The 2,917-nt window shown below is 70.6% G+C and carries 3 protein-coding genes; all 3 read right to left on the reverse strand.

Translation table 11 applies throughout. The features are described from left to right. Positions 1–148: 148 nt before the first annotated feature. The gene (locus L0H79_RS21755) at positions 149–418 is read right to left on the reverse strand and encodes a hypothetical protein (protein ID WP_301486844.1); all 270 of its coding nucleotides are present in this window, start codon (positions 416–418) and stop codon (positions 149–151) included. A gap of 91 nt (positions 419–509) precedes the next feature. Then, entirely contained in the window at positions 510–1,157 is a 648-nt protein-coding gene (locus L0H79_RS21760) for an FMN-binding negative transcriptional regulator (protein ID WP_301486846.1), read from the reverse strand. 32 nt (positions 1,158–1,189) lie between these two features. Continuing rightward, positions 1,190–2,698 carry a wax ester/triacylglycerol synthase family O-acyltransferase gene (locus L0H79_RS21765; protein WP_301486847.1) on the reverse strand — a complete coding sequence of 503 codons (1,509 nt, stop codon included), beginning with the start codon at positions 2,696–2,698 and terminating at the stop codon, positions 1,190–1,192. Positions 2,699–2,917: the final 219 nt, after the last annotated feature.

The following is a 2,917-nucleotide window of genomic DNA, read 5'->3' on the forward strand; positions in this document are numbered from 1 at the left end:
TCGGGTTCGCGTGGGCGCTGGCGGTGATCACCGCGCATCGCCTCTGGCTCACCCTGCGCGACGACGGGCGAGACGGTCGGCAGGATGGGCACCCGGCCGGGGGCTCCCTGCCACCACGCTGACTCAGGCGCCTCGACCGACGGGGACCTCAGAGCTGACGCAGGTCGCCGTCCTCGAACGAGTAGCGCACGGCCAGCGTGCTGGCGGGAGGCAGGTTCGCCGGGTTCGTCGCCGGCATCGGCTCGGGTGGCGTGGCGTGGCTCAGGTAGGCGACCCCGGCCGAGACGCCGGCGGCCTGGGCGTCAGCGGCACCCAGGCCGGCGGCGCCGACGAAGGCGACCGCGACGGCCGCCCCCGCGATCCCGAGGCCGCGGCGCAGCGAGGAGCCGACGACTGAGGGGCGAGAGTTCGTGTTCATGCCTCCACCGTCGAACCGGCGCCTGTGCGGGGTCTGTGCTCGGGGGAAGAGTTCGCGATGGGTGGGATCTCAGCGCGCCAGGGTGTCGGTGTCAGTGCTCGAGCTCCTCCTCCATCGCCGCAGCCACGGCTTGCGCACGCTGGGCCCCCGGGGCCTCCGACGCCTCGCGCAAGCCGGCGATGGCGCCGGAGCGGTCTTCGTCGCTGCGGTTCTGGCTCAGCTTGGCCTTGGCCTCGACCTTCTCGATGGTCATCTCGATGCCGACGACGGCCCTCAGCTGGCCGGACACGTACGTCGCGGGCGCGTCACTCACGGCCCACGGCTTCGCCCGATCGCCCTCGTGACGCTCGGTGAGACGGGTCACCGCGGTGCGCACCCAGTCGACGTCGTCGTAGATGGTGACCGGCCCACTGAGATGCACGGCGGAGTAGTTCCAGGTGGGAACGACCCGGCCGTGCTCGGCCTTGCTGGCGTACCAGCTGGGTGAGATGTAGGCATCGGGCCCGGCGACCACGAACAGCGCGGGCGACCCGTTCACGATACGCCGCCAGTGGTTGTTCGCCCGGGCGAAATGAGCCACGACGCGATCACGGCCCCCGTCGTTGTCGATGAGGATCGGCAGGAGGGTGGCGTCGGGCACCCCATCGGCGCCGACGGTCACGAGGTGGGCCACCGGGTGGGCCCGCAGGAAGGCACCGACCTCGGGCTCATGCATGATGTTGAAACGAGGCACGTACACAGACCTGATGCTGCCACCTGGCAATCAGTCGGTCACTCCCCCCCGCCTTGACGGTTCTTCGCGGATGCCGGGCGCCGCGGCCCTTGGCCGCTCGGTGAGCGACGCCCTTGGCTGCGCCGCTTGGGCTTGACGGCGGCCGACAGCCGGTCGAGCTCGGTCTGCAAACCGTCGACCAGGGCCTGCGGGTCGGGGCACAGCTGCCGCACGGTGGTGACGCTGACATCGACGTGCTGGTCGTAGGTGATGGCGGCGAAGAACAGGTGAAGCGGGGGGCAGACGATACCGCGGAGGAAGACGTTCACGATCTGGCGGGTCGCGAGGTAGAGCGGCTGACGTGGCCCGGCCAGCGTGGAGACGGTGAGGTTCTGGGCGAGCGGGAGGAACCCGAAGGCCTTCGTACCCGCCAAGGCCATCGCCGCCGAGACGACCCCTGGCATCAGGAGGTCACCGACGTCGGCCAGAGAGTCCCAGTCAGACTTGGACTGAGGCAGTGCCGCCTTGGCGGCGGTGGAGCTCGCGTGGACCGCCGCCAACCGTTCCACGGGGTCAGTCAGGTGCACGGGAAGGTCGACCCACATCGTGGTCAGGTGGTTGCCCGTCTTGCCGTCGTCGCCCGCGGCCCGGACGTTGACCGGGCAGCTGGTGCGGATGGGCCTGTCGGGCAGGTCGCCGTTCGCGGCGAGGTAGTCGCGCATGGTCCCGGTCACCAGCGCCAACAGCACGTCGTTGATGGTCACCCCGGGGAACAGAGCACGCGCCGCCTGCACCTGGCCGAAGGGCAGACTCACGAGCGCCATCGACTTGCGAGGGTCGCTGACGTGCCGGTTGAACAGGGTCACCGGAGGGGCGTCGGACCGCGAGGGCATGAAGCCGGGGCGCTCTCCCCACCGAATCGGGCCTGGCACAGCGGTCCGCACCATGGCGCCGACCAGGTCGGTGGCGCTGACCACGAGCCGCTTGGTCGCCACCGTGTTGGCGACCACCCGGCTCGGTATCTCCACCAGTGCCCGCCGCGCCAGCGACGGATGTGCTCTCCCACTCATCGGCGCCGGATCACGTTCACGAGACACCGGGGTGGGTTCGAGGTCGAAGAGCAGCTGCTGCAGTGCGACCATCCCCATGCCGTCGATGACCGCATGGTGCAGGCGCAGAACCAGTGCCGCCCGCCCATCGGCCAGTCCCGTCAGGTACCAGGCCTCCCAGAGCGGCTGGGTGCGATCGAGCGGCTCGGCCGAGACCTCGAGCACGGTCTCCATCAGGGCCGGCAGGTCTCCTGGCGACGGCACGACACGATGGTGCATGTGCGCGTCGAGGTCGACCGAGTCCACCTGGGCCCAGCGGTCCTCACCGATGCGCAGTGGCGCATGAGCGATCACCCGGTTGGCGATCGGCGATCCGGACAGCCTCTGGCCGAACACCGCCCGGATGTCATCGAAGGGCAACGGCCCCTCGGGGGCGGCATCCAGAACGTAGATCCCGGCCACATCCATGGGGTAACCACTGCGTTCGAGGCGCAGGAAGATGCTCTCCGTGCTGCGCATTGACGGCATCTACGTCCTCCCGGTCGGGCACGGCAGTCAGGGCCCTGCTCATTATGCTCGGGTCCGGTCGGCCTGGCCCGTCCGCGGGTTGCGGGGTTTCCCATCGTGGTGGCAAACCGCCTTTGGGGGGCATGGTTGTGGCCACGCCGCCCCGGGGCCGGGGGGTGGGCCCGCAGGGGGGCGGGCCGGGGGGGAGAGGGGCGTGGGGGGGGGGGGGGC

It is taken from the genome of Intrasporangium sp., from assembly GCF_030452765.1.
In the GTDB taxonomy this organism is placed as follows: domain Bacteria; phylum Actinomycetota; class Actinomycetes; order Actinomycetales; family Dermatophilaceae; genus Intrasporangium_A.